This is a genomic window from Lysobacter sp. TAB13 (genome assembly GCF_052113885.1).
GTDB classification, from domain to species: domain Bacteria; phylum Pseudomonadota; class Gammaproteobacteria; order Xanthomonadales; family Xanthomonadaceae; genus Lysobacter; species Lysobacter gummosus.
Window position 1 is genome coordinate 1 of sequence record NZ_JBFRDR010000060.1, and the last position, 807, is coordinate 807.

Genomic DNA, 807 nt, shown 5'->3' on the forward strand with positions numbered 1-807 from the left:
CGCGCCGGCGCGTGGACCTGCACCGCGGGCGCCTTGACCGGCGACAGCCTGGTSCTGCCCRGYGGCCAGAACGCGACCTGCACGATCGTCAACGACGACCAGGCGGCGACGCTGACCCTGGTCAAGACGGTGACCAACGACAACGGCGGCACCGCGACGATCAACGAGTTCCCGTTGACGGCGACCGGTCCGACGACGATCACCGGTGTCAGCGGCACCGCGACGGTGACGAACGCGGCGGTCGGTGCCGGCACCTACACCCTGAGCGAAACCAACGTGGCCGGTTACACCGCCGGCGCGTGGACCTGCACCGCGGGCGCCTTGACCGGCGACAGCCTGGTGCTGACCGGCGGCCAGAACGCGACGTGCACCATCGTCAATGACGACCAGGCCGCGACGCTGACCCTGGTCAAGACGGTGACCAACGACAACGGCGGCACCGCGACGATCAACGAGTTCCCGTTGACCGCGACGGGTCCGACCACGATCACGGGTGTCAGCGGCAGCACGACGGTGACCGCCGCGGCGGTCGGTGCGGGCACCTACACCCTGAGCGAAACCAACGTGGCCGGCTACACCGCCGGCGCGTGGAATTGCACCGGCGGCACGCTGACCGGCGACAGCCTGGTGCTGACCGGCGGGCAGAACGCGACGTGCACCATCGTCAACGACGATCAGGCGGCGACGCTGACCCTGGTCAAGACGGTGACCAACGACAACGGCGGCACCGCGACGATCAACGACTTCCCGTTGACGGCGACGGGTCCGACGACGATCACCGGYGTCAGCGGCACCGCGACGGTGACC

General features: G+C 69.6%; 1 pseudogene. It reads left to right on the forward strand.

The features are described from left to right. Positions 1-807, forward strand: a pseudogene (locus AB4Y92_RS25095) (hypothetical protein); the annotation flags it as partial.